At 35.6% G+C, this 25,476-nt stretch carries 21 protein-coding genes and 1 tRNA gene; 4 read left to right on the top strand and 18 right to left on the bottom strand.

All coding sequences use genetic code 11. The features are described 5' to 3' along the window. Window positions 1-2 precede the first annotated feature (2 nt). The gene (locus I6E80_RS00770) at window positions 3-1,118 is read right to left on the bottom strand and encodes a polysaccharide export protein (RefSeq protein ID WP_197184542.1); all 1,116 of its coding nucleotides are present in this window, start codon (window positions 1,116-1,118) and stop codon (window positions 3-5) included. Window positions 1,119-1,875: 757 nt separating this feature from the next. Then, a complete protein-coding gene (gene rfaH / locus I6E80_RS00765) occupies window positions 1,876-2,358 on the bottom strand; it encodes a transcription/translation regulatory transformer protein RfaH (protein ID WP_197184541.1) in 483 nt (160 codons plus the stop codon). Between the two features lie 754 nt (window positions 2,359-3,112). Between rfaH and I6E80_RS00760 the strand changes: the two genes are divergently transcribed. Beyond that, window positions 3,113-4,483 (top strand): MBL fold metallo-hydrolase RNA specificity domain-containing protein, encoded by a 1,371-nt coding sequence (locus I6E80_RS00760; protein ID WP_197184540.1) that lies wholly within the window; start codon window positions 3,113-3,115, stop codon window positions 4,481-4,483. Window positions 4,484-4,605: 122 nt separating this feature from the next. Here I6E80_RS00760 and I6E80_RS00755 read toward each other — a convergent pair whose 3' ends face one another. The 16 genes from I6E80_RS00755 to I6E80_RS00680 all read right to left on the bottom strand — a co-directional run bounded on the left by I6E80_RS00755 (window position 4,606) and on the right by I6E80_RS00680 (window position 22,316). Next, window positions 4,606-5,718, bottom strand: a complete 1,113-nt coding sequence (locus tag I6E80_RS00755) for a glycosyltransferase family 4 protein (protein WP_197184539.1) — start codon at window positions 5,716-5,718, stop codon at window positions 4,606-4,608. Window positions 5,719-5,721: 3 nt separating this feature from the next. Then, the gene (locus tag I6E80_RS00750) at window positions 5,722-6,507 is read right to left on the bottom strand and encodes a glycosyltransferase family A protein (protein WP_197184538.1); all 786 of its coding nucleotides are present in this window, start codon (window positions 6,505-6,507) and stop codon (window positions 5,722-5,724) included. Beyond that, a complete protein-coding gene (locus I6E80_RS20595; protein ID WP_197184537.1) occupies window positions 6,497-7,762 on the bottom strand; it encodes an O-antigen ligase in 1,266 nt (421 codons plus the stop codon). The genes I6E80_RS00750 and I6E80_RS20595 overlap by 11 nt, the downstream gene beginning before the upstream one ends. Further along, window positions 7,740-8,300: a DapH/DapD/GlmU-related protein gene (locus I6E80_RS00740; RefSeq protein ID WP_197184536.1), complete on the bottom strand. Its 561-nt coding sequence runs from the start codon at window positions 8,298-8,300 to the stop codon at window positions 7,740-7,742. The genes I6E80_RS20595 and I6E80_RS00740 overlap by 23 nt, the downstream gene beginning before the upstream one ends. A gap of 82 nt (window positions 8,301-8,382) precedes the next feature. Beyond that, window positions 8,383-9,810, bottom strand: a complete 1,428-nt coding sequence (locus I6E80_RS00735) for a lipopolysaccharide biosynthesis protein (protein ID WP_197184535.1) — start codon at window positions 9,808-9,810, stop codon at window positions 8,383-8,385. 48 nt (window positions 9,811-9,858) lie between these two features. Next, on the bottom strand, window positions 9,859-10,902 hold the full coding sequence (locus tag I6E80_RS00730) for a TDP-N-acetylfucosamine:lipid II N-acetylfucosaminyltransferase (RefSeq protein WP_197184534.1): 1,044 nt from the start codon (window positions 10,900-10,902) through the stop codon (window positions 9,859-9,861). A 33-nt stretch (window positions 10,903-10,935) separates the two neighbouring features. Continuing rightward, on the bottom strand, window positions 10,936-12,066 hold the full coding sequence (rffA, locus tag I6E80_RS00725; protein ID WP_197184533.1) for a dTDP-4-amino-4,6-dideoxygalactose transaminase: 1,131 nt from the start codon (window positions 12,064-12,066) through the stop codon (window positions 10,936-10,938). A 2-nt stretch (window positions 12,067-12,068) separates the two neighbouring features. Next, complete coding sequence (gene rffC / locus I6E80_RS00720) at window positions 12,069-12,767, bottom strand: dTDP-4-amino-4,6-dideoxy-D-galactose acyltransferase (protein WP_197184532.1); 699 nt, start codon at window positions 12,765-12,767, stop codon at window positions 12,069-12,071. Continuing rightward, window positions 12,760-13,641 carry a glucose-1-phosphate thymidylyltransferase RfbA gene (gene rfbA / locus I6E80_RS00715; protein WP_197184531.1) on the bottom strand — a complete coding sequence of 294 codons (882 nt, stop codon included), beginning with the start codon at window positions 13,639-13,641 and terminating at the stop codon, window positions 12,760-12,762. Before rfbA ends, rffC begins: the two co-directional genes overlap by 8 nt. Window position 13,642: 1 nt before the next feature. Then, on the bottom strand, window positions 13,643-14,746 hold the full coding sequence (gene rfbB, locus I6E80_RS00710) for a dTDP-glucose 4,6-dehydratase (protein WP_197184530.1): 1,104 nt from the start codon (window positions 14,744-14,746) through the stop codon (window positions 13,643-13,645). Further along, entirely contained in the window at window positions 14,743-15,489 is a 747-nt protein-coding gene (locus tag I6E80_RS00705) for a glycosyltransferase family 2 protein (protein WP_197098886.1), read from the bottom strand. Before I6E80_RS00705 ends, rfbB begins: the two co-directional genes overlap by 4 nt. Next, entirely contained in the window at window positions 15,489-16,493 is a 1,005-nt protein-coding gene (locus I6E80_RS00700) for an exopolysaccharide biosynthesis polyprenyl glycosylphosphotransferase (protein ID WP_197184529.1), read from the bottom strand. The genes I6E80_RS00705 and I6E80_RS00700 overlap by 1 nt, the downstream gene beginning before the upstream one ends. A 175-nt stretch (window positions 16,494-16,668) precedes the next feature. Beyond that, complete coding sequence (locus I6E80_RS00695; RefSeq protein ID WP_165744767.1) at window positions 16,669-17,625, bottom strand: Wzz/FepE/Etk N-terminal domain-containing protein; 957 nt, start codon at window positions 17,623-17,625, stop codon at window positions 16,669-16,671. Between the two features lie 108 nt (window positions 17,626-17,733). Beyond that, window positions 17,734-20,412 carry an SLBB domain-containing protein gene (locus I6E80_RS00690; RefSeq protein ID WP_197184528.1) on the bottom strand — a complete coding sequence of 893 codons (2,679 nt, stop codon included), beginning with the start codon at window positions 20,410-20,412 and terminating at the stop codon, window positions 17,734-17,736. 122 nt (window positions 20,413-20,534) lie between these two features. After that, the gene (locus I6E80_RS00685) at window positions 20,535-21,317 is read right to left on the bottom strand and encodes a YdiY family protein (RefSeq protein WP_024597834.1); all 783 of its coding nucleotides are present in this window, start codon (window positions 21,315-21,317) and stop codon (window positions 20,535-20,537) included. Window positions 21,318-21,497: 180 nt separating this feature from the next. Then, the gene (locus I6E80_RS00680) at window positions 21,498-22,316 is read right to left on the bottom strand and encodes a mechanosensitive ion channel family protein (protein ID WP_197184527.1); all 819 of its coding nucleotides are present in this window, start codon (window positions 22,314-22,316) and stop codon (window positions 21,498-21,500) included. 286 nt (window positions 22,317-22,602) lie between these two features. On the opposite strand from I6E80_RS00680, the gene I6E80_RS00675 reads away from it, so the two are divergent. The 3 genes from I6E80_RS00675 (at window position 22,603) to I6E80_RS00665 (ending at window position 25,458) form a co-directional block, all read left to right on the top strand. Then, a tRNA-His gene (locus tag I6E80_RS00675) sits at window positions 22,603-22,678 on the top strand. A gap of 320 nt (window positions 22,679-22,998) precedes the next feature. Next, window positions 22,999-24,324 carry a surface lipoprotein assembly modifier gene (locus tag I6E80_RS00670; protein WP_170072618.1) on the top strand — a complete coding sequence of 442 codons (1,326 nt, stop codon included), beginning with the start codon at window positions 22,999-23,001 and terminating at the stop codon, window positions 24,322-24,324. 12 nt (window positions 24,325-24,336) lie between these two features. Next, window positions 24,337-25,458 carry a FecR domain-containing protein gene (locus I6E80_RS00665; RefSeq protein WP_197184526.1) on the top strand — a complete coding sequence of 374 codons (1,122 nt, stop codon included), beginning with the start codon at window positions 24,337-24,339 and terminating at the stop codon, window positions 25,456-25,458. Window positions 25,459-25,476: the final 18 nt, after the last annotated feature.

Genomic DNA, 25,476 nt, shown 5'->3' with positions numbered 1-25,476 from the left:
CCTTAGTTTGATGAAATATCGTCTAGGCTATCAACCGATGCTACCGACGGTAATAATAAACTTATTACACGGTTCCAACGGGCAAGCGGTGCCGATGTTACATATACAATATCGCGCGGTTGTAGTTCAAACTGTTCAGCTAATACCATTGCCGCTATATTTTTAGCGTGTAATTGGTATACGTTTGCAATAACACCGGTTTGCTCTACGTCACTTTTACGCAGTACAAATACGCCATTAGCATCGGCTGTTGCTTCATTTAAACCGCCTGAGTCGCTTAGCGCTTCGGCCAAGTTTAAACCATAACGGTTAAGCGTTACTGAACCTGCTTTTTTAACATCACCTAATACAAATATTTTTTGTGCATCGTTACGATTTACATGCACTATATCGCCATGTTGCAATAAACGGTTTTGCGAAATGTCACCATGGGCATAAAAGTCATCAAGTTTAATTACTTCTGTTTTGTCGCCACGGGTAAATGTTACTGTGCGCCAATCGGCTGCATCAGTTAAGCCGCCTGCTTGGTTTAGGGCATCAATTAAGGTGAGTGGTATTTCTGTAACTGGGTATACACCTGGTTGTTTTACTTCACCGGTAACGTAGGTTTTTTGGCTTCTAAAGCCAACTACTTTTACGTCTACTTGTGGGTCTTCTATCACTCGGCTTAGACGTTTTACAAGTTCGTTGCGTACTTGGCTTATTGTTTTACCTGCTGCGGGTATATTTGGTGCGTAGGCGTAAGTAATGGTGCCGTCTCGTTGTACTCTAAAACCGTCAAACTCTGCGGTACGTTGTACTGCTGCCGGTATTGTTAGCTCTGGGTGATCCCATACACCTATGGTTAGTACGTCGCCAACATCTAGTTTGTATTCGTAGTTGCTTACGTTTAAACCATCGGTGCTTGAAATTGGTTTAGCTGCTATACGCGCTTGATTTTGTTTATTTATTAGTAGCGAGTCGATTATTTGAATGTTTACTTTTTCGAGATCTTGTTCGAGGTTTTGTGTTTGCTCGCCTGAGTCTATACCTTCAAAGTGGCTGCCTGGTACTATTGTACAGCCGGTCATGCTTAGTATTGCGAGTATTGATGCGAGTGATTTACAGCTTAACGCCATTGTAGAATCCCAAAATTATTTTAATATTGCACTTACTCACCAACCTTGGTGAGCACTTGTATTTTAGCCGACTAATTAAAGCATGTGCACTATTGTGAAGCAATAGTCTTTGCTTTGTAAAAGCTTTGTTACTAAGTTTTTAATTAGCACTGAAATTATATCAGTATTTTCATAAGGTCTTTATGAATAAATTTAATTGATAGCCGTTTTTAGTAAAACACTTAACGCATTAATCACCAATTGCACAAAGAGAAGTGAATTATAAGTCATTTAAACAAGTGCTTTATGGCTGTTTACTTCTCTAAAGCGCAGTGCGCTCGACCTCTTTGTGAATAACCCTTATTACGAGCTTTGCTCGTCACGCCAGCAAGCTGTGCGTCTACAAAGTAACTTAACCACGGTGTTAAACTTTGCCGCTGGGCTTTCACTTAAAAGCACAGCGCCCTCTTAACCTCTTTGTGAATAAATCACTTAAAATATGATTGCACAAAGAGAAGCGAATGAGGAGTAAATGAGAAGCCATTTAAATAAGTACTTTATGAGTTTGCTTCTCTAAAGCTCAGTTTGCTCTTAACCCTTTTGTGAAGAAGTTCTATTAAGAGCTTTGCTCGTCACACCAGCAAGCTGTGCGTCTACAAGTCAACTTAACCACGGTGTTTTAAGTGCTTCAGGCACGCTTCCGCCCTTAGGTTACAGTTCCTAGTTACTGATATAAAACTATTTTCGCGGCATAAAGCCGCTGCTACGTTTTTAGTTATTATTGCTTAATATCTTTATTATCTACACTTACTTCAATTTTTTGATTAAGTAAGTTAATTAGTAAAATACTGCGCAAGTCGCCATCGGGCTCTTTGTATATTGCTTGTATATTACTGAATGAATCGTTGTTAACATTTACTACATCACCTGTTTTTGGTATTTGTGATTCAGTAGTGTGTGCACGTTCATTTTTTAGCTGGTCAATTATGTGCTTAGAAACCAACTGATAACTTGCCCCATAAGAAACAAAACCACCTATTCCACGGGTGTTTTTTACAGCAGAAAAGTTACCATTTTTTGATTCAAGGCATACAAATAAATAATTAGGGAATAAAGCGGTGTGTTTGACGGTCCGACGACCTTTAACCAACCTTTCGGTAGTTAATTGGGGGTAAAACGCTTCAATCCCTTGATTTTGCAAGTTAGTTTTAGCTCGCTCTTCTTGCTTAGGTTTGCATACGACTAAATACCAACATTCCATAGTAGCCCTTAATACATAACTAAATTGCAAAAAATACAATTCCAAACTAAACAACGGCGGCATTATAGCCAACATAGAGTACCTATGTAAATAAGCCTTAGCGGTTAATAGCCACTCACTTTAACAAATATTGTTATTGAGTTTAAAGGGAGTAAAGGCCTTGACGCTAGTTTAGTACCTATAAAGCCATGTTTAGATTGGGCTAAACAAAAGTTTAGCCGCGAAAATTTATTAAAAACTTTAATTAATATTTTTTTAATAAATATATAAATAAGAGCGCGAAGTAAATTCGCACCTACAAGTTGGTGCATATTTGTAGGTGAGGTTTATACCTCACTTTTTTTGGAGTTAAAATACGAGCCCGAAATAAATTATCACTTACAGGTTGGCGCATGTTGTAGGTGAGGTTTTATACCTCACTTGTTGTTAGGAGTTAAAACACGAGCGCGAAATAAATTCGCACCTACAGGTTGGTGCATGTTGTAGGTGAGGTTTTATACCTCGCTTTTTAAGAAGTTAAAACATGAGCGCGAAATAAATTCGCACCTACCTGTTGGCACATATTTGTAGGTGAGGTTTTATACCTCGCTTTTTTAGGTGTTAAAACATGAGCGCGAAGTAAATTCGCGCCTACAGGTGGGTACATGCTTCTAGATAAGGTTATTAATTTAGCTCAAGCGTTAGAACCTTGAATAATTATGGCTTTACTTCTACCTTAAAATTCAATGTAACAAATTGATGACAAGGAAGCACAATGCAAATACTTCACCACGGAGCGGTTAATGGCGTTACTGGTTCGTGCCACGAGCTGGCAGTTAACGAGCAAACAAGTGTACTTATTGATTGCGGGTTATTTCAAGGCGAAGACTCTAAAGCCGATCTTTCAATTGAGTTTAATATTACCCATGTTACTGCCCTTATTGTTACCCATTGCCATATTGACCATGTTGGTAGAATTCCTTACTTATTAGCAGCCGGTTTTAAGGGCCCAATTTTTACAAGTATTGCATCGGCCAGCTTATTACCTTTAGTAATAGAAGATGCTTTAAAAGTGGGTGTAACCCGCGACCCTAAAATTATAGCTGCCTGCTTAAGCTTATTAAATAAACGTATAGTTGCTGTAGATTATAAAACGTGGTTTGAACTACCTTGCAAAGGACTCAATAAAGCTAAAGCGAGGTTTCAGCGTGCAGGCCATATATTAGGTTCTGCTTATGTAGAAATTGATGTTACAAATAGTGATAACAACAAACACCGTATTGTGTTTTCAGGAGACTTAGGTGCGCCATACACCCCGCTACTCCCTTCGCCTAAGCCGCCCTATAAAGCCGATACCCTCGTTATTGAATCAACCTACGGTGATAAAAATCATCAAGGCCGTAAAGAGCGCACTCAAACGCTAAAAAGCATTATTGAACGCGCTGTTAGCGATAATGGCGTGGTGTTAGTGCCAGCTTTTAGTATTGGCCGTACACAAGAGCTACTATATGAGCTGGAGCAACTCATACATAGCTCATCTAAAAAGTCTAAGTGGCAAGACATTCACGTAATACTCGACTCCCCTATGGCTGCCAATTTCACCGAGCAATACAAAAAATTTAAGCACCTATGGGATAGCGAGGCCAAACGCAAAGTTGCAAACGGTAGGCACCCGCTCGATTTTAAAAACCTAACTACGGTTGATTCACACAAAGAGCACATAGCTATTATTAACTATTTAAGTTCTCGGCAAACACCAGCCATAATATTAGCGGCAAGTGGCATGTGCACTGGTGGCCGAATAGTTAACTATCTTGAGCGATTTTTAAATGATAAAACCACTGATGTATTGTTTGTAGGTTACCAAGGTAATAAAACGCTAGGCCGCGAAATTCAAAAATATGGCCCACGTAATGGGTATGTTTTTATAAATGATGCTCGCATTACTATAAACACAAAAATACATACAATTAGCGGGTACAGCGCCCATGCCGATCAAAACGGATTAATTAAGTTTGTAACGGGTATGCATAAAAAGCCAAGCCGTATTAAAATTGTACATGGCGATGTTGATGCAAAAAGTGCGTTAGCAGTAAGGTACAGACAAGTTTTAAGTAGAGAGGTAATTATAGAGATTGGAAAGTAGCTTGTGGTAGCCATACATATTTAAATTATGTGGAATAAAATTTTAAAATCAGCAAGCTATACGCCAGTAAAGTAATTAATATCCTAGACGCATGCTTGCATATATAAATTATAAAGTTATTTTCAGCTTAATAGCTTTTTCGACATGTTAGCCCAAGAGTATTGCTCTAAGAATGAAATGTGCTGCTTGTCATCTATTTTTGCGCTAAGAGCTTCATTAATTTTTGTAGAATAGGCTATAGCCTCCTTTGTTTCACTTAAATGAACTAAGCTTTCAAAGTTGTTATATATTTCTTTTGTAGCCGTCTGTATTCCATAAATATCACTATTAATGGCAACAACAGGTAATTTACTAGCTGAAGCTTCTAAAAGAACTTGCCCAAAAGGTTCATATGTAGACGTTAATAAAAACACATCAGCAAGCTTAAAGTACTTCTCAGGAACCTTAGTCGCACCTCTGAAGAAAACACGCTCAGCAATCCCGACCTCACTGGCATAGTTCCTTAATTGATTATTAAGAGGCCCGTCGCCAACTAATACTAAAATAACACTATCATCAAGTTGCTTGAGTGAATCTATGGCAAGCTTTAAATTTTTGACATCAACAAATCGTCCTATTGAAAAGATTACTTTTTTATTAGAAGGCAATTCTTCTTGGGTCCTCAATCGATTTTTTTCACTCGCATCAACAGGGAAAAACCTTTGTGCATTTACGCCAGGGTAAAGCCTTACAATTTCCTTATCCCGTAGCTCTCCAACTTGAGATTCCATGGTATTGCTAAATACACAAACTTCATCTGTATTTTGGAGTACATACTTTTCAAGCTTACAATTTATGAAGTACTTAATTCTTCCCGAAAAAGTATTTCTCAGGCCTATATTTTGATACTTATAGACTCCTGGAACAATATATTTGACTTTTTTCACTTTGAGCAATAACAAAACAAATGTTGTTGCTATATGTCGAGATACAACAAGATCAAAATTTAATACTTTTAATTTCTTCATCAATAAAGCTATTGTTATAAAATATCCAAAAAGAGGGACATATTTATATCTATAAACATCTGCTCCAAATAACCTTTCATATTCAGGTAACTTTCTCTCGTTGCTAGCAATTATTGTTACACTCATGCCCTGTTTGTTAAACTCTTCTGATAAACTTCTTAAGGAGTTTTCAACACCACCTACGCTTGGGTAAAATGATGCATTAGCTAATAATATTTTTTTACTCATAGCTTAATCAACTTTTTTAAAAAATACGGTTAGACTTTTACAAAATAAAGAAATATTTTTAAAGCGAGGATAGTTTTTTAAAATAAAAACTAAATATAATAAACGACCTACAAAAGAGCCAAATATCCGAGTAAAGCAATACATTCTTGAAACTAATGCATTAATATCTTTAAACCCTACACCACTGGACTCTGGTGGGTGTTCGCCAATAGTAATGGGAACATATCTCCCTTTTAACCCTGATTTAAGCAACCTTGACAAGAAAACAGGTTCATCACACAAATAATATTTAGCACCTGCTCCCATATCTTCTGGGAACCATTTTTTAACGTTTTTCAAGTTCTCCCTTTTACATGTAACTTCTATAGTGCCAACATTTAAAATTGTTCTTGAATTATGTGAAAACGAGGAATTTGAAAATTTGTGTAAACCCAAGCCTGTTTTAGTATACGCAAAAGTTATAAAACCATAGCTAGGATTGCTAATATACGCAGCACTTACATTTTCATACACATCCGCTGAATATTGTACGTCATCATCACAAAACATAATTATATCAGCGCTTGATTTTTCCATTGCGAAATTACGGCTCTTTGTTACTCCAACTGAATTTAGAGCAAAGTATTTAACATCATTTCTAGCCTCGAATATATTTTTTACTGAATCAGAGAGTTTTTGAGTAGTTTGATGACAAATAATTAATGTTACTTTTTCATTTTCTTGAGGTAAATTTTTAGCGAGTACTTCCACTCGCTCTCCAAATGTGGAAAACAACATATCAAGTGTCATCATGAGACCTTTTTTTTGATAAACAGTATAAAACTAAAATATTTGATAAAACCCAAAAAAAGTGGGTTGTAGTATACTCTGAGCGGTATAAGGAAGATATTAACAAGCTTAAAAACATCATAAATGCACAGAAACCTATTTTGCTACTATGTTTGATAATGTTTAATTTTATAAAAACGTATAACATTCCTAAAATATAAAATAGTAAACCAAAAACTCCTGCATCCCAGAGAAAATCTATGTATAAGTTATTCGAAATAGCAAATTCTAAATTTTCTGTATGTAAGGAAAAGTCATTAAAGCTAGTTAAAGAATTTAAGCCATGGCCAAAGAAAACATTTATATACGGTGACTCTAAAAATGTTTTTAAAACCGTGATGTATACATTACTTCTCAAAGATGAGCCGGAAGCTTCTGCGCCTAATTTAGATATAAAATACTGCAACCAAAAAGAATCAAGGTTTATATATATAAACAAAGAAAATGCAACACCCAAAAGAGAAAAAAGCAATATTTTATAAAGGCGTTTCACCCTAGAGAATATAAAAGCTAAAGTAAAAAACAAAATAGCATGCGCATAAACACCTGTGGATAATGTTTTAAACATTAAAAACAAAGTTACGATTAAAAATATAATAAACTTTTTCCTACTTAAAACAGCAAATGCGAGACATAACGATTCAAATAATATTGGGGAATAAAAATTTGGCTCTCTAGCTATTGATGTCAATCGAAACCCAAGTGATTCTCTCATTGAGTAATCAGTGCCATAAACATCAGATCTAGTTTCTATGAAAGGTAAGCCAAGCTTATTAGCTAAAATTTGATATCCCCCCAAGAGGGCAAATAAAACCGTAGCTAAAAAAGATAATTTAATGAAAAACTTTAGCTCCTCATCTTTTCTCTTATATATCCAATCTCCAATAGATACAATAACAATAAGCCCAAGACACATAGTTACAATTCTGGAGAGTGTTTTACTCATTTGTTCAGGGCTTGAATATAGGCTAGAGACAGTGTATCCACCGATTATTGAGAAAAACAGAATGAAAAAATAAGAAAAAAGAAAAGCTTTAACTATTTCATTATCAAATTTAAGTTTATTACTTATAAAACTAATAAGAAATAAACCAAAAAAAAGTGACGTTAATAACGCTAGGTTAGGCTTATCTAAAAACGTTGTAGATAAAGGGCCACACAAAGCAAAAATGTATATTACTAACGTTTTTAAATCAAAACTTTTCTGGGAAGTCACTTAACAAGCTCTTATATTTACTTTTATAACTATCTATATCTTTAATTTTTTTAGCTGGATTTCCGGCATATACAAAATTACCTTCCAAGTTTTTTGTAACAACACTTCCTGCGGCCACTATCGTATTATCTCCGATTGTTATGCCAGGCAAAACAATACAGCCGTGGCCGATAAAAACATTGCTTCCTATGTTGATTGGATCTCTAAAAGATCTTCGAGAACCTGAAGACCACACATTTGGCTTCATTATTAACTCGTCTAAATACACACATGGAGAAGCATCATGCCCGAGTAACGTAGCTCCTGTTATAGTTGTATTACTTCCAATGTAAAAACGATCTCCCTTGCTGCTGTAAGAAAATTTCGTATTATAAACAACTGAATTTTTTCCAATTTCTACGTTTTGCTTTTTTAACTTAAAAAGCATTCCTTTATAAGCAATTTCTCTAAATTTTTCAGAAAAACCATAGCCTCCAAAGAACCTAATAAGCTGAGAGTTTATAATTAATACTAATTTCCATATCAAAATTTTTATCATTTTTACCTTCTTAATATTTTTAGCTATAGCGCATTGCTGCGTTTGACGTGTATGGGATTACAACTATCGCAATAATTAACATTTAACTTTTAATAGATTTCATTTTAAGTTTATCTATTAGAAACAATTTACTTTCATTCAATTCGTCTTTAAAAAAAGCCAAAGTACTTAATAACAATAATAGCCAATATAAAATAAAGTAATCACCTAAAACATCACCATATAATGTATTTCCTATAGCCCCGCTAACTAATAAAGTAGTATAGCCATATAGTAAAACTCTTGGTATTGGCCTCCATAAATAAATAGAGAACTCTGTTCTTAATAAAAAAAACAACCAAAATGAGAAACATGTACTTACTGCAGCTCCAGCAGCTCCCCAGTACGGGATAAGATAGTAATTTCCAATCAGATTACTTATGAAGGCCAAAATTGAGGCCACCATTGAAAAACCAGAGCGACGTGAAATGTTTACACCAATCACTGTAGTTTCTGATAATGTATAGAGCAAAGGGAAACCTAAACATGCGATTAAAATCCATTGAACTTCTTTATATTGAGAAGGCAAAATAAGAGTAACCAACCACGAAAATAAACCAGCAAGACAAAATAAAACGATTACGACTAACAATACATAACGATTTACGTTATCTATTTTATTAAGGTCTTCTCCTGTAGAAGCCCATTTGTAGACTGTAGGGATCCACACTGTTGAAAATACACTTTGAAATATAGTTGCTGCGGCTGCAAAACTTACAGCCACGGAGTAAATACCTAGCTCATTAAAAGTTGATAACTCTTTTAAAAGGACCCTATCAGTTGCGGTTAGCCCCCAAAATGCTAGGCTTCCAAAAATTAATGGAACTCCAAATTTAAGTAATCTTTGCAAGTAAATATAATCAATATTTTCTTTTACAGCTGCCAGCCACTCTTTTCGAGTATTCCAAACAAAAATTAAGCAAATGAAAATAGTTGATGCTACATTAGCAATTATAAGATTAGTGATGTTTTTAGAAGTGTTAAAAAAAACATAACTTACTATAATTACAATAAGTAATATTTTAGGCAACACTTGACTCATTGAGTATGCTAAACCTCTTTCATTCATACGCAAGATTAGTGATAGAAATCTAGCTATAAATGTGGATATCAAAACACTAGCGATTAAGACGCTTAATAGTAGACTATCGATATCAAGCAGCCATTTTGAAAGTGCTCCACCCAAACTTAAAAGAATCAATAATATAACGGTTAGTAGTGCAAAACCGGGCAGAAATGTAGCTTTAAACAACGCAGGTTTGCTATTGGCTTCATGATATTCTCTTACGTATGCTTGGTCCAAGCCCAGACTGAAAAACAATGTAGAAAAGCCTATAGCTACATTTAACATTGCAATTCGGCCAACATCTTCAGTAGTAAAAAACCACGTGATCAATGGTAAAGTTACAAAACCTAAAATAGCTCCTCCTATGGGGCCCAATGCAAAAACAAGTATTTTTTTAAGTTCCATAACTTCTCATTAGTCAGTAGTGATTAAACAATAAATTAAGTAAGGTATTTACTGAGTAAAAATATTTTTGAGTTGTTGTAAATATTGCTCTTCTGAGAAGTATTTTTTTATAATCTCAGAATTTGTTTTTACATCAATTTTATCTAATGAATTTAACTGGTTTATATCTCCAATTTTAATTCCTTTTAAATGAAAAAATTCCCATTGTGTGGTTTCACTTCTGATATATACCGTTTTCTCTAAGCCTAATAGCGCTATTGTATTCCCCATAGCTTGTTGACGTTTGTGGTTAAAAATAGCAATATCAACAGTCGATAAAAAATGTAGGTATTCATCGAAAGGCATAAAACTTAACATTGGTTTAAACTTTTTACCAAACCACTCTTTACCTTGCTTTATGACATTTTCGGTATATGTGGATAACCCTGCCGGCCCGTAAGATAAGGGAACGTAGATATTAATATTTTCATTTTTAAATTTTAATAGCTTCTCAAGCGCATCAATATGTTCATTACTTGGATCAGCTGAGTTCCCTAATTGAATATTGATGCTTTGTGAAGTATCTACGTCTAACTTGTGATCTTTATAAAGATTACTAGTGTACATAATACACTCTAAAACTTGGCCTTTTGCTTTATACCACTCACGTGCTAGCGCAGCATCTCCTGGTATATAAGTTATTAAAAAACCAAAGTTTTTTATTACAAACTTTCTAAAAAACTCTCTACGCTTAAATGTATTATCTCTATCTGAAAATTGATAAACATATAAGTCACTACCCCACATAACCCAATGGCATTTTTTTAATAACCATGGGGTAAAAAAAAGCATTTGAATTATGCGAATATCAAATAACCCATGTAGTATTATTTTTTCTGCTTTATGCATTCCAATAAGTACATTTTTATAATGCTTGAGCCGAGATAACAGGCCACGGTTAGCTAAAGAAACATTATTAGATGTTGTGATTAAAGAGTCAGCCATTCCACTAGTTAAAAAAAACTGGTGTTCTGAAAAATCGAAATGCTTTCTAATAAATTCTATATAAGGGGGTAAGAATTTATCACAGCTAGAAATATGTACTATTTTCATTTTTTCCCTAGTTTTCATTTATTATTAAAGTAGTTAATTACTAAAGAAAAAATTAAATATAGCTATTATTACTTTATCTTGATCCTCTATAGGCATTCCATAATACAACGGTAAACGTACTAACTTTGCACTTTCAGCCGATGTATGAAGATCATTACCAAAAAACCCACCAAATTGCTTACCCGCTGGACTTGAGTGCAGTGGGATATAATGAAAAGGAGTCGTAATACCCTGCTCTTTCATATAAATAATGAATTCATTTCTTTCTTCATTTGAATTTAGTTTTATGTAAAACATATGCGCGTTATGCGTTAATGAATCGGGAATATGAGGTAACTGCTCTGCTTTTAACTTTTGGCTAAGTTCACTGTAATAGCGTTCCCATATTGATAAGCGAAAATTATTTATCGTGTCTGCGGCTTCAAGTTGTGCATATAAATAAGCCGCTTGTAACTCGCTTGGTAAAAAGCTCGACCCTATGTCCTGCCATGTGTATTTATCGACGATACCATGCAAGAACTGGCTACGATTTGTTCCTTTTTCACGTATAATCTCAGCTCGCTCAACCAGCTTAGGGTCATTAATTAAAATTGCCCCACCTTCGCCACCCGATGAGTAGTTTTTAGTTTCATGAAAGCTATAGCAGCCTATATGACCAATAGTTCCTAATGCTTTACCTTTATAAGTAGACATTACTCCTTGTGCTGCATCTTCTACTATCCACAAGTCATGTTTTTCTGCGATAGCGAGTATTGTATCCATTTCACAAGCTACACCTGCGTAATGTACTGGCACTATTGCTTTTGTTTTAGCCGTAATCGCAGCTTCAATAAGTGTTTCATCAATATTCATTGTATCCGGACGAACGTCAACAAATATAATTTTTGCACCACGTAATACAAACGCATTCGCTGTAGATACAAATGTATAGGAGGGCATTATAACTTCATCGCCTGGCTGAATATCTATCAAAATAGCGGCTAGCTCTAACGATGCTGTACATGAGGGAGTTAGTAATGCTTTTGTTGTGTTGAAGCTGTCTTCAAACCATTTTTCGCACTTTTTAGAGAAGTAACCATCGCCGCATAACTTGTCTGATGCAATCGCTTGTTCGATATACGCTAATTCTGTGCCTACTTTAGGAGGAATATTAAAAGGGATCATTTTTAAACCTGTTTATAAAACCAATATGATATATCAGCAATGCTAAAACCATTTTTACTGTATAAATTTGCTGCGGGGGTATTGCTAGTTTGTGTTGCAACTTTTATCTTACTAACGTTATTTGCTAAACAGTAGGCCTCTATTAGCTTTAGCAGTTCACTACCTATCCCCTGCCCCTGAAAACGACTAGCTACTCCAATAAGCCCTATAACGGCTTCTTTATTTCTAATCCGAATGGTAACAAAACCAGAAATATTACCTTCGTTTTTTAAGACTAAGCAACAGTCGTCAAATTTAGATAAAACTGCATTTTCGATCCATATTTTATAAAAACAATCTCTTTCGGTTGGAGAGAACCATGGCTCTCTAAAGCGACTATTTATGTATAAATCACTTACTGTACGTTTAAGTTCATCAATATCGCTTTCTAGCGCTAGATAACAATTAAAACTTGGTAGTGAAACTACGTCATTGCTGTCTAGTAAGCTTTTTTGAAATACAACTTCTCCCTCAACAAAGCTAAAGCCGTACTTATTCATTTTATCTAAATCGTGATAGTTATTTGAACTAACTTTAGTTGTTACTAGTGAGTTACTAGGCCAATTTTTATTTTCTATATCATCACTTGTTAGCTCAAGTGAAAATATTGTCTTGTTAAAAAAGTGGCTATCCCACTCCTTCAAAGTAAAGTGATTATGCATTACTTTTTACTAAACTCATTAGGTATTGACCGTAACTATTTTTAAGCATTGGAGCTGCAAACACTTCCACTTCAGAGTTAGTTAGCCACTTATTATTGAATGCAATTTCTTCTAAGCAAGCTATTTTGTAGCCTTGACGCTTTTCTATTGTTTCTACAAACTGAGCAGCTTCAAGCAAGCTTTCATGCGTACCTGTATCAAGCCAAGCAAAGCCGCGACCAAGTATTTCAACATTAAGCTTATTTTGCTTTAAATAAATTTCATTTAAACACGTTATCTCTAGCTCACCTCTATGCGAAGGCTTAACTTGTTTTGCTATTTCTACAACAGAATTATCGTAAAAATATAAACCGGTTACCGCTAAATCAGACTTTGGTTTAGCTGGCTTCTCTTCAATGGAAATAGCCTTATGGTTATCATCAAATTCAACGACACCAAAACGTTCCGGATCTTTTACTTGATAACCAAATACAGTCGCTCCTTGCCCATTTTTGGCATTCTCGACTGCATGCTTTAACTTAGGTGAAAACCCTTGCCCATAAAAAATATTATCGCCTAGCAATAAGCAAACGTCGTCAGAGCCAATAAACTCTTCACCTAAAATAAACGCTTGAGCCAAACCATCAGGACTTGGTTGTATTGTGTAACTAAGCTCAACACCAAAGCGTGAGCCATCACCTAACAATCGTTTAAATGATTCTTGATCTTCAGGTGTAGTAATAATTAAGATTTCACGTATTCCCGCTAACATTAATACAGAAAGCGGATAGTAAATCATTGGTTTATCATAAATTGGGAGTAACTGTTTAGATACGCCCATCGTTATAGGATAAAGGCGTGTACCGGAGCCTCCGGCAAGGATAATTCCTTTCATACTATTTTCCTTTAGCTGTCATATTTATTTCGCCCAGTCGCTCACGCTGATATGAACCATCTTGTACGTTTTGACACCACGTTTGATTATCTAAATACCACTGAACCGTTTTACGTAGGCCTGTTTCAAAGGTTTCTATTGGTGTCCAGTTTAGCTCTGTACTCATTTTTGACGAGTCAATAGCATAACGTCTATCGTGACCAGGGCGATCTGTCACGTACGTTATCTGCTCTGAGTACGGGGAGTCCTTAGGCACTAAAGTATCTAGAATACTGCAAATACTTTTAACAACTTCGATATTTTGCTTTTCGTTATGACCACCAATATTATAGGTTTCACCAATTTTACCTTCAGTTACTACCTTATATAAAGCTCGAGCATGATCCTCAACGAATAACCAATCTCTAATCTGATCACCTTTACCATAAATAGGTAAGTCTTTACCTTCTAGCGCATTAAGTATTACTAAAGGTATTAACTTTTCAGGGAAATGATATGGCCCATAGTTATTTGAGCAATTGGTTACGATTGTAGGAAAGCCATAAGTACGTTGCCATGCACGAACTAAGTGATCGCTAGACGCCTTACTTGCTGAATAAGGACTGCTTGGTGCGTAAGATGTTTGCTCAGTAAACAAAGGTAGCGCTTTACCTAGCCCATTACCTACTTGCTCATCTGGGTGAGGTAAATCTCCATATACCTCATCCGTTGAAATATGATGGAATCTAAATGCTTTTTTCGCATTAACTTCTAAGTTATTCCAGTAACTGCGAGCTGCCTCAAGTAAGTTATATGTACCTACAATATTAGTTTGAATAAAATCGCTCGGCCCTGTAATTGAACGGTCTACATGACTTTCAGCAGCTAAATGCATTATTGCGTTAGGTTTATGTTCTTTGAATACACGGTCTAGGGCTACACGATCACAAATATCAACTTGCTCAAATGTATAACGCTCATCAGCCTGAACTGATTTTAATGACTCTAGGTTCCCCGCATAAGTAAGCTTATCAAGATTAATAACAGAGTCTTGAGTACTATCTAGTATATGTCGGATAACGGCAGAGCCAATAAACCCTGCACCACCTGTAACTAATATTTTCATTTTTTATGTTTTAGAAAACCTTTAACCGAATATATAAAAAAGTGATAAGTCGCTTTAAAAATGTTTAACTTCACTACTTCACGATAAAATAACCACTGCCATTTTAGTATTTCTAATTTATTCTGTGACATACCTGAGTCGACTCTATAAATAGCCAGTGACTCTGAAATACTATAAGCTGCTTTAACTTCTTTCAAAATACTAAGCCACAAACCCATATCCTGCCTTTTTCTTATTAAAGGCATATACATTTTACCAAGAGTTTTTACATCATATACAGCTGTTAAACAGCCTATTACATTACTACTTAACAACTTTTTATAATTAGTTAAAACAGGAGGAATGACTATTCCTTTTAGACTACTTCCTTGCAACTTTTGATAACCTGTAAAAGTAAATGCATATCCATTGTCGAGCATAAAACTAATCTGTTTAGTTAATTTCTCGGCTAACCACTGATCATCAGCATCTAAAAATGCTATAAAGCGCCCTTTAGCATTAGCTATCGAATTATTGCGGGCAACGCCCGCACCGCTATTACTTTCATTTATAAATAGCTTTATCCGCGGATCTTTAGCTACATATTGCTCTACAATTTCTTGTGTATTGTCAATCGAACGATCATCTGTGATTAATAACTCCCAGTTTTTATACGTTTGAGATTGAACAGATTCTATTGCTTGCTTTATATAGTTTTGTGCATTGTAAGCTGGCATAATTACTGATACTAATGGTTCGTCCATTATCTACCCATTCCGAATAGAACAGTCTTCACAGTTAGAAGTAGTATCTTCAAGTCTAATAATGACGAATGATGCTTAATATAGTGAATATCGTATTTATGTTTCCAGATAGCATCTTCTACAGACGCACCATATGGGTAACTCACTTGCGCAAGCCCGGTAACACCTGGTTTAACTGCATGTCTAAAGCGATAATATGGAATTTCTTTTTCCAAATCTTTTATGAAGACTTCACGTTCAGGCCTGGGGCCTACAATCGACATGTTGCCTTGTAAAACATTTATAAGTTGAGGAATTTCATCAATGCGTGTTTTGCGTATAAACTTACCGACCTTAGTAATTCGCACATCATTTTTAGAAGCCCATTGAGCACCATGCTTTTCTGCATCATTACACATAGATCTAAATTTATAGACTTTAAACTGTTTATTATATTGCCCAGTCCGTTTTTGCTTAAATAAAATAGGTCCAGAACTTTCTAATTTTATTAGTATTGCAGCTATAATTGCTAAGGGCAGTGTTATGATTAATAAAATTAATGCACATGCTACATCCATGAACCTTTTTGCAACTTGGGTTCGTTGATTTGAAAGAATAGAAAATGCTTTTTGGTGCAAAAAATAATTACTACGGAGTAGTCTAACCTCGGTGTATTTTAAACGGTCGTCTAAATAGCTAATTAATGGCTCAACCCAGGCACCACATTCTGTTGCTCCTACCAGAAACTTTCTCTGTTCCTTTGTCAAATAATCGCTTTGATAATGACAAACTATCTTTTTAGTAAAATCTTTAACACTGTAATCGTTTATAATAATATCAAACGAATAATCTTCAATGATTTCACCTATTTTAGAAGCACACTCAGGAGGACAAAAAACGTAGATAACATCTTGTTTTAAGGCTTCTTTTTTAGATTTAAAGCTTTCAGTTATAAATATACCGTCTAACTGTTCAGAGTTACTTGCCACCTCATCAGCTTCTTCTATTTTGACCTTACTGGCCATTATAATTCTTCCCCATAGATAGAATTAAAACTTTGAATATAATTCATTATCAAAACCTCAGAAACAATCGTTATTAACTCGAAATTCCAGCCTTAAATTCCTTTTAAACAAATTAAGCTGAAAGTGACACCACTACTAATAAACTAAGAAAATAAATAAGATATAAATTAGTTAGTTATTTTTTAAAAAAATGTCTTATAAGTACTAATATAATACCTAGTAAACCACCTAATGTGACACCGAGCATCACAATAAGAGCCCTTTTCGGTTTACTTTTTTCCTCAGACACTAGTGCGGGATCGATAGTTTTAAAAACATACTCATCCCGTACATTTGCAAACATAATAGTTTTTGCTTGTTCTTCTACTAATTTATATAACACGCTACGAATATCAGCTATTTTTGTTTCCTCTAATTGCTTAGTCAAAAACTCTGTACTTCTATTCGCTTCCAAAACATCTCGTTGTTTCATTTCATCGTTTAGATCTTGAATTAACCAATTAACCCATTGCTTAGCGATAAAAGGAGAAACATGCTCTACTGATATTTTTACCATCCCTGTTTCTACATCAGTACTTGTTGAAACTATCTGTATAAACTCTTTATAAGCTTCTTGCATTGAAGGCTTTGGTTTACGAGGCGCCTTTACGGCTCGCAGCCATTTCCCATTTTCATCGTCATAAAGTTCTTTATCGTATTCTATAGTATTACTACTTAGCTCCCATGATTTTACAGCCATCAAATCAGGTAATATTTCATGTCTTTTTATAAACTCACTAGTAAATATTCTTGACTTTAAAACTTCTAACGCAAGCTGTGTTTTATTTGCACTTTGACTACCTAAATTGACCCCTGCAAGGCTTGCTAAACCACCGAATTGACCAGCGATACCTGATAGCCCACCACTACTTTTAGTTTCGGCTGGAGCTAAAAGAGCCTCCGATTTATAAATATTTGGTTGTTGTATTGCATAATAAACAGAGCTTATAGCCATTAATACAGTAATAATTGCAACAGTCCATTTTCCCTTCCAAATAACATTAAAGACTTCACGTAAATCAATCTCATTATGATTTTTTTCATGCTTAGGAGGAGTAGTATCCAGCTCAATTGTTTTAATATCATTTGACATAAAAATTTTAAGACCTTTAATATAACTTCTTCAAACTATTCGATAAACGATAGCGAGTAGGTTGAAATTATATAAGTCTTCATCACTGAAGACTTATTGCTTAACTTTTTACAAACTACCAATCGCTGCAACTGCCACACCAAGCTGATAAAGAATCTGCGTTGCTGTGCTCCAAAGCGTTAGCTTGTCCATGTGTCCTGCGTCCATTGGTATTACTATTGTGTCGCCTGGTTCTAACTGATCAGCATTATTTGCTGCAAACCAGCCACCTGTGTTTGGTATTTTCACTGAACCATTGGCTTTAATAATGTAAATTCGGTCTTCAGCGGCACGCTCTTTAAGGCCACCACTTAGCGCTATATAATCGTCAACACTAACATCTGATTTATACAGATGTGATGTTGAGTAGTTAACTTCACCAATTACGCTGATTGAATCGCGCTTGCTTGGTACATAAAGTGTATCGCCATCTTGTAGTACCAAGTTTTGCTGATTATTTACAATTAAAGGTAAATCAATTACTAATCGTCCTACGGCTTCTACACTAGCGAGGTCGTTTAATAGTTTGTTCATTTCTTCATAAGAAAGTGTGCTACTGCTTACAGAGTTTTGGAAGCTCTTAGAAGCTATATCACGGCGAAGCTCTGTAGATAAGCGTGCGAGTTGTTTTTCCTCTTGCTCTTTAATCGACGTACGGGTAAATACAGCTGCTTTTTGCTCTGCAAATTGTGAAAAACCACCGGCACGTTCAAGTAATTCAGTTAGCGTTTCACCTCGGCGTATTGTATAAGTGCCCGGAAATTTAAGCTCGCCTTTTAATTCTATTTTTACGTTTTCTTGCCAATTTGGAATTGCAAAAACGTTGATGCTGTCTTTGCTTTGTAATGTAATATTACTTTGAAGGTCGCCCTTCATGGCGCTTTCAAGGTCAAATCTTAAGTGTTCTATTTTAGAACCATCACTCGCTACAATACGTGTAATTTCAGCTTGTTTTACGTAGGCAGACTCTAAAAGGCCACCGGCTGCTGTTATTAAATCACTTACTTCACCACCAATCATTAGTGGATAAATACCAGGAAAAGTAACGTTTCCGCTAATCTCAACTAATTGCATAGCTTGCTGCACTGATGCTTGCTGCTTAAATTTAGCAATAATTGGCGCTAGTAAGTTATGGCGGCTAAATAATGCGTAATCTTCAGGTTTGAGTTCTTGGTCTTCCTCTTCTTTTGCTTTACGTTTAGAAATTTCAGCAATAGTGAGTATTTTATTGTCTTCAAGAACAAGCTCTTCGTCTTCTTGATTAACGCCAATATATTTTTCGAATTCTTTTTGCTCAAACTTATGCCATTGCTCTGCTTTTTGTTGCTGCTCTTGTTGCTCTTGGCTAAGGGCCATATTTGCTAGGGCTGATTGCTCTGCTTCTTTTTCTTCAAAACGACTAAATACAACTATTTTGTCATTTGCTTGAAGCTGTAAATTATTTTCAGGGTTATTAATAATCGCTTGAGCAACATCGAACTGATGCGCTTCTATATCGCCGTTTATATTTATTTCGCGGATTACGAGGCCGTAGCTTAAATCTGCTTGCGGTAGTAAGTCACCACGTACTGATTTAAGTACATCAGAAATACGCTTACCTTGGTGCCATTGATAATTACCTGGGCGTGCTACTGCACCAATTAGACTAACCGAATTTTGATATTGCGAGCTAACTGAATTAAAGCGAATACGGTCGCCATCTTGTGGAATATAGTTAATTTGCGATTTTGAAAAGTCTACCGAGAGTACTTCTTTACGATCGAAGTTAAAGCGCTCTACAATTGCGCTTTTAGCATATGCATTTGGTTTAAGGCCTCCAGCCATTGCTAATAACTGCTTAGCAGACTCACCTTTTTTAAGTTCAAAGATAGCTGGGCGTTTAACCGCACCTTCAACTCTTACTTGAGCGCCAACTGATGGAATAAATACAGCATCGCCCGGCTTTAATACGATATCGTTACTGCTATCGCCATTAATAAGTAAGTCGTAAAGGTCAAAGTTTGCAACTACGTTGCCTGCGCGTTTAACTTGAATATTACGAAGAGAGGCAATGTCAGACACGCCACCGCTTACGAATAATGCGTGCGAAACGGTTGTTAATGAAGAAACACTGTAGCTACCCGGCTTATACGCTTCTCCTAGCACTAAAATACGCATGCTACGAAGTTGGCCAAGCGATATAAAGGCTTTTACACCAATAACTTCCTGCTCTACTTTTACTTTTATTAGTTCTTTAATTTCAGCAAAGGTTAAACCAGCCACTTCTACAGGGCTCAGATCAGGAATACTAATACGTCCTTCACGGTCAACTATGACCTCAAAGCTGTCACTTTCTTTACCATAAAAGTTAATTTTTAATTGATCGCCAGGGCCTACAATATAAGTATCGGGTACTGCGGCATTTTCGCTTGGCATAAATGTAGTGGGTTCACCTGCAAACAACTCATAACCATATGGTTTTAATTCGTCTGCTTTTGGTTTGAACCGTTCTTCATCTGTTAACTGCTCTTTCTCTGGCTCTGCGCGCTCGCCAACAGTACTTTTCTGCTCTGTATTATTTTCATTATTAGATTGGTTTGTACCAGTGATCGTTGATACATCGACACCGTATTGTTTTGCTAGGGCTTCTTGCTGAGCTTTTGGCAGCTTTTTAAATTGCTCAATTTGAGAAGCTGTTGGCGTAAAAGCCAAAGTACTAAAGCTACAAAGTAGAATAAAAGCACTAATAAATTGTATAAAAACTTTCACGAGTAGGTATATCCCTAGGTCTACAACCAAAATTGGTGGCTATAATACATTAATTTTGAGCAAATAAAAAAGGGACTTTCGTCCCTTTTGTCACTTTAGTGTCATTAACTTAGTTACATTGGTTAAAAACTGTAAACCAACGTGAATGACGTTTCTGTATCTGTACTTTCTTTATCATCAGCAACGTCTGAGTTGTTGGTAACATTAAAAGCTACTTTCATTTGTAGCGAGCCGTTTATTTTTGCAAGCAATGCAGTTTCTGAGCGAGTTTTAGTGTTTGTATCACCGTACTCCACAGCAACTAATTGGGTAAAACGGGCACTTTCAGAAATTTGCCAGTTGTAATCTAACTTACCTAATGCAATTACTTCGCCTTCAAACTCGCCAGCAAGAGAGTTACCGTTATCATCTATTTCAGTGCTGTCATCTGGGTATTCAAAATATTTATAACCAGGACCAACTTCAGCACTTAACCACATTGTTTTTTCGTTTAATAAACGTAAACCGTAACCAGCAGAAATTACCGACTCACTTCTATATGCTCCAAAATAATCTGAAACGTGTGAACCATAAATGAATAAATGAGAATGATCTTCATTTAATTTGTAATTGCCTTGCGCAGAAATTGAGTACTTTTCGTTAGTGCGCTGCTTATTTTTGTCGCCATCAGCATCTTCAACTTCATCTTCTTTGTAGATGCCGTCTAGCTTGTATTCGTTGTTCCAGTTTTCAAGGTTGTGTTGTACCTTGATACCACCTTTAAGTGTGGTTGTTTCGGTATTACCACTAGTGATAATAGCACCAAGTTCACTGGTAACTTCCCACGTTTTTTGATCTGCGTCTGCAGCGAATGCATTTGTTGCAGCAGATGCTGCAACTAAAACTGATAAAAGCTTTAATTTCATTAAAAAATAACCTTTGTATAAATGTATATCTATTTTATTAAAGCGTTACTTGTTAGAGCAAGCTAAATAGCTTATTAATTAAATTAAAAATTTTCATGCAGAAAATCCACATGAAAATTTTATAAGCAATTTTACTGCTACAACAATTAAGAAGAACCTTAATTTAATAGGTATTTAAAATTAGTCTTGCTTGTGTAAATGAACATCCATTTGTGGAAATGGGATGGCAATATCTGCATCATCTAATGCAATTTTAATATTTTCCATTAATGACCAGTAAGTAGGCCAGTAGTCTGCAGCGTTAACCCAAGGGCGAACAACAAAGTTTACGCTAGAATCACCTAGCTCAGATACAGCTACTGTATAAGCTGGGTCTTTTAGTATGCGCGCTTCTGCATCTAATACAGATTTTAGTACTTCTTTTGCTTGGCGTAAATCAGCATCGTAACCAACACCAATAACTAAATCGATACGACGAGTAGACTCTCGCGAGAAGTTAGTAATAGCACCAGACATTATTTGAGAGTTTGGTACGATGATTACTTTATTGTCTGGAGTACGAAGCTCAGTTGAAAATATTTCGATTTTCTTAACAGTACCCATTTTACTACCAGCTTCTACAAAGTCACCAGATTTAAACGGACGAAGTAAAATAATTAGCACGCCTGATGCAAAATTAGATAGTGAACCTTGTAATGCTAAGCCAACAGCTAAGCCTGCAGCACCTAAAATAGCGATGAACGAAGTTGTTTCAATGCCAATTTGCGAAAGTGCCATTAATATGGTTACTGCGAACACAAGAGTGAACACGATGCTAGCAACAAAAGATCCAACTGCCTTATCTACTTTCTTCTTAGCAAAACCTTTTTCAGTTAAGTTAGAACAAAACTTAGCAACACGACTACCAATTAAAAAGATAACAAGCGCAACAACAGCTTGAATACCATAATGTAAGATTAGGCCTGAGTTTTCGTTAAGCCAATTAAGTACTGAATCCATATTTACTCCAAATGTTTTTTATTAAGCGTTTTCCGAGCATTATTATACATTAATTTACAATTTATTCTCATGAAATAATGAATTAATACTATTAAACATAACTTCATTCGATTTTTTAGGGGTAATTCTGTGCCAAATATATCCCCTGGTATGGATAAATATTAGTTGCCCAACGCTGATTACATTTGCATGGTTTAAATTATTTTAATTTATTTCACTTTTGGGCTTCACAACATTTATTATTTTATGTATTATGCGCGCCACACCAAACAAGGTGTGTGTAGTGGCGGTTGTAGCTCAGTTGGTAGAGCCCCGGATTGTGATTCCGGTTGTCGCGGGTTCAAGCCCCGTCAATCGCCCCACTTTTTCTCCTAGTAATACCCTTTATTTATATTTCAATAATCTCCCTAAATTATCTTTTTATATCCTATACAGAATATCTAACCTTTGTTACCCAAATTAATTACTATTTTAAGCTAAAGCAGTCTATCAGCAACCTCTTCTGTTTTAATAAGTTTAATTAGAAGATTTATTAAACAAGTATTTAGCCTAAATTAAATAACATTTATTTAACCAATGTGATTACATTGGCTGTACTTAAGTACAAAAAGTGCTAAATTTCTAGTACATACATCTCTTTTTATGCAAAACATCAAACTTCTACTGGGATATAAAATTAAGCATGATTAAACAGGTTTTAAGAAATTTACTGTGTAGTTGTTTAGCTGTAATGAGCTTTAACTCATTGGCTCAAAGCAATGATGAATATAATAAGCTACTGATTGAACTTCAAAAATTAGTTTCTGAAAAAAAATATACTCAGGCTTATCAAAAAAGTAATAGTGAATACCAGTACCTGGGTGAACCCGTATACGATTTTTTACTAGGGATCTCTGCCCTTAAAACAGGACATCCGGCGCCAGCTGTATTTGCCTTTGAACGTGTGGTTGAAAACAACCCAAGGTGGTATCAAGCTCGTTTGTATTTAGTGCGCGCTTATTTAACAGTTAATAATTTACCTGCTGCTGACACACAAGCTTTAATACTGATTAACTCACCTAATACACCTAATAACATAAAGTCTTCAGCACAGTCGTTACTTGATACAACCACACTTAAAAAACAAGAAGCTAGGCGTTCTTATAAGCAAAATATTGAGCTTGCCCTTGGCGTTGATGGCAACGTAAATGCGGGTACGGCAGAAGATACAATTATAATTCCTAACATTGGTGAATTTTTATTATCGCCAGAAAGTAAAAGTACGCAAGACAACTATGCGCGACTAAATTATAGAGGAAAGTACTCCCACCCTATAGATCAAAAAAGTTTAATCACTTTGAGTGTTAACACTGGGTGGTACAAATTTGCAGAACTCAGCCAATACGATCGTATAAACGCGCACATTAATGCTGCCTATCAATATAAACAAAATGACATAAGTTGGTTTGCACAAGTATCGACGACTCCATTACTGCTTGATGGCGATCTTTATCGTACTGAATCAGCTTTAACAGCAGGTGCTAATTATAAGCTGAATAAACAAGTTAATTTATTTAGCTCTGCGACTGCTGGTGTTTTGAATAATAGGTTTGATGAAAAGCTCGATAATTCGTTTTATACATTAAATGCAGGTGCTAGCTATGCAACTAATCAATGGTTTCAAAGTTTAAGCGTTAACGCCAAAAACGAAAAAGCCGATATTACTGAAGGCGAATTTAATAGCCGAAATATTACTAGCTTGTACTACCAAGCAAACACTCAGCTGGCTCAACATTGGCAGTTGTTGTCTCTTGCTGGATACCAATGGATTAATTATAAAGAAGATCACCCTTTATTTTTACAAGAACGTGCCGATAACCTCTTTATGCTTTCGACTACTGTTCGCTATTTAGTTAATCGTGATTTAGCAATACAGTTGGCTGCAAACTATCAAGATAAATCCAGTAATATTTCTTTATTCGAATATGACCGTTTAGATATCAATTTAAGCGCTTCTTACTCATTTTAATTTAAGGTATTTATGAAACATTTACTCCCTGTAATTACCACTTTACTGTGTGTAAGTTTTTATACGCAAGCAAATGATCCTGCTGGTAAAACTATTTTAGCGCGAGGCTCAGTACTTGCGGTTGATGGAAGCTCTGAACAACAACGACAGTTGCAGCGCAGAGATACCGTTTTTGGTGTCGATCGCATTACGACTGGAGAGAAAAGTAAAGCGCAGTTTTCGATGTCGGATGGTGGTTTAATCGCTTTAAAAGAAAATTCAGAACTAAATATTGCTAACTACGAATTTGATGCTAATACCCAACAAGGTTCTGCTTCTATTGAGTTACTTAAAGGTGGTTTACGCTCTATTTCAGGTGTAATTAAAAAAAATGGCGGCTCTTATAGTGTTAAAACTCCCGTGGGCTCTATTGGTATACGTGGAACACATTTTGAAGTTCAGCTCGTTGAAGGCAATGTATTTTTAGCTGTATGGGATGGCGCAATAGATCTAACTTTAGAAAATAATAGCGTAGTTTCTTTGGGTGATAACGAAGCATTTTCGTTTGCGCAAATTACAGCTTCAGGTGAAGTATTAAAAACGACGCGTGCGGCACGTGTGTTTGATCAAAATATTGTAACGATCGATCCTAAAGATGACAACGAAGAAGAAACTGAGCAAGTAGCTGCAACTGAAGTTGAAGTAAATGCCTTTGAAACAGATACAGATGCTATGGATGTATATTCTGAACAACAATTTCAAACAGTTAGCAGCGCGTCTTTAGTTGATCAGATAGCTCAGCGCCAAGGTGTATTTAACTATGAAGCATCAAGCTTTAATGTAAATTCGAGTGTGGGTGCTGTTACTGACTTTGCTATGACTATGGCCGTTGATTTTGATAATGGCACAGTGCCTGATGGCGAAATTAGTTTTAATGACGCCGACGGAAATTGGTATGCAGCCTACAGCGGCTTAATAAATTTAAGCGAACTTGACCTAGCCGTTACATTTGCATCCCATGGTAACAATAAAGCCGAAGGTGATGTTGAGGCAATATTTTTGAATGACTTAGACAACATTACTGGCAACTTTAATCTTAACGAAATAAATAATCCTGATGTAAATGCTAGCGGTTCTTTTAAATTAGAACCATAAACACATTGGATACAAAGC

It is taken from the genome of Pseudoalteromonas sp. NSLLW218 (assembly GCF_015864775.1).
Lineage (GTDB): Bacteria > Pseudomonadota > Gammaproteobacteria > Enterobacterales > Alteromonadaceae > Pseudoalteromonas.
The sequence above is the reverse complement of the archived record's forward strand: the minus strand, read 5'-3'. Positions and strand labels throughout refer to the sequence as shown.

Excerpts from the sequence above, each read along its gene's own strand:
- rfbB (WP_197184530.1), bottom strand. The coding sequence starts at position 14,746 with ATGAAAATATTAGTTACAGGTGGTGCAGGGTTTATTGGCTCTGCCGTT.
- I6E80_RS00750 (WP_197184538.1), bottom strand. The coding sequence starts at position 6,507 with ATGACACTTGATATGTTGTTTTCCACATTTGGAGAGCGAGTGGAAGTA.
- I6E80_RS00680 (WP_197184527.1), bottom strand. The coding sequence starts at position 22,316 with ATGGATTCAGTACTTAATTGGCTTAACGAAAACTCAGGCCTAATCTTA.
- I6E80_RS00770 (WP_197184542.1), bottom strand. The coding sequence starts at position 1,118 with ATGGCGTTAAGCTGTAAATCACTCGCATCAATACTCGCAATACTAAGC.
- rfbA (WP_197184531.1), bottom strand. The coding sequence starts at position 13,641 with ATGAAAGGAATTATCCTTGCCGGAGGCTCCGGTACACGCCTTTATCCT.
- I6E80_RS00705 (WP_197098886.1), bottom strand. The coding sequence starts at position 15,489 with ATGGACGAACCATTAGTATCAGTAATTATGCCAGCTTACAATGCACAA.
- I6E80_RS00665 (WP_197184526.1), top strand. The coding sequence starts at position 24,337 with ATGAAACATTTACTCCCTGTAATTACCACTTTACTGTGTGTAAGTTTT.
- rffA (WP_197184533.1), bottom strand. The coding sequence starts at position 12,066 with ATGATCCCTTTTAATATTCCTCCTAAAGTAGGCACAGAATTAGCGTAT.
- I6E80_RS00735 (WP_197184535.1), bottom strand. The coding sequence starts at position 9,810 with ATGGAACTTAAAAAAATACTTGTTTTTGCATTGGGCCCCATAGGAGGA.
- I6E80_RS00685 (WP_024597834.1), bottom strand. The coding sequence starts at position 21,317 with ATGAAATTAAAGCTTTTATCAGTTTTAGTTGCAGCATCTGCTGCAACA.
- I6E80_RS00700 (WP_197184529.1), bottom strand. The coding sequence starts at position 16,493 with ATGGCCAGTAAGGTCAAAATAGAAGAAGCTGATGAGGTGGCAAGTAAC.
- I6E80_RS00740 (WP_197184536.1), bottom strand. The coding sequence starts at position 8,300 with ATGATAAAAATTTTGATATGGAAATTAGTATTAATTATAAACTCTCAG.
- I6E80_RS00755 (WP_197184539.1), bottom strand. The coding sequence starts at position 5,718 with ATGAGTAAAAAAATATTATTAGCTAATGCATCATTTTACCCAAGCGTA.
- rffC (WP_197184532.1), bottom strand. The coding sequence starts at position 12,767 with ATGCATAATCACTTTACTTTGAAGGAGTGGGATAGCCACTTTTTTAAC.
- I6E80_RS00695 (WP_165744767.1), bottom strand. The coding sequence starts at position 17,625 with ATGTCAAATGATATTAAAACAATTGAGCTGGATACTACTCCTCCTAAG.
- I6E80_RS00670 (WP_170072618.1), top strand. The coding sequence starts at position 22,999 with ATGATTAAACAGGTTTTAAGAAATTTACTGTGTAGTTGTTTAGCTGTA.
- I6E80_RS00760 (WP_197184540.1), top strand. The coding sequence starts at position 3,113 with ATGCAAATACTTCACCACGGAGCGGTTAATGGCGTTACTGGTTCGTGC.
- I6E80_RS00730 (WP_197184534.1), bottom strand. The coding sequence starts at position 10,902 with ATGAAAATAGTACATATTTCTAGCTGTGATAAATTCTTACCCCCTTAT.
- rfaH (WP_197184541.1), bottom strand. The coding sequence starts at position 2,358 with ATGGAATGTTGGTATTTAGTCGTATGCAAACCTAAGCAAGAAGAGCGA.